The organism is Bradyrhizobium campsiandrae, assembly GCF_014529705.1.
Taxonomy (GTDB): domain Bacteria; phylum Pseudomonadota; class Alphaproteobacteria; order Rhizobiales; family Xanthobacteraceae; genus Bradyrhizobium; species Bradyrhizobium campsiandrae.
The window spans coordinates 1-401 of sequence record NZ_JAANIH010000252.1; the positions used below are offsets into that span (position 1 = coordinate 1).

General features: G+C 57.1%; 2 protein-coding genes. Both read right to left on the bottom strand.

Annotated elements, in window-relative coordinates:
- Window positions 1-256: hypothetical protein (locus G8O24_RS47310; RefSeq protein WP_202988839.1), on the bottom strand; the 256-nt coding region annotated here is incomplete at its 3' end.
- Window positions 253-396, bottom strand: coding sequence for a thrombospondin type 3 repeat-containing protein (locus G8O24_RS47315; protein WP_233486680.1), 144 nt, complete (start codon window positions 394-396; stop codon window positions 253-255). The genes G8O24_RS47315 and G8O24_RS47310, both read right to left, overlap by 4 nt.
- Window positions 397-401 lie beyond the last annotated feature (5 nt).

A 401-nucleotide genomic window follows, 5' to 3' on the forward strand; every position in this document is an offset into this window, starting at 1 on the left:
CCTTAATTCCATGCTCTATTTTTGCTGGATCCCCACGGGAAGTAAAGGACCGTTCCCATGCCCCGGTAATCCATCCAAGAATAGGCAACATCCATGCGACAAGATCCATTTTCGCTCGCCTCGAAGGGTCATTCGCGAACAAACCAGGAATCAAAAGCACGCGGACCCAGGCAACCCCGATGATGGTACCGATGGCCAGGCCGTTGAGGGGTGCGTGGCGGTATTGCTGTTCGGGTGTGTTTTTGTGGGTGGTCATCGTGGTGTCTTTGTGGTGGTGTGGGGGTCGCAGGCGTCTCCGATGCCGTCGTGGTCGGTGTCGGTTTGGTCTTGGTTGGCTATGGTGGGGCAGTTGTCTTGTGTATCGGGTACGCCGTCGCCGTCTCGGGTGACCTGGATCGGGA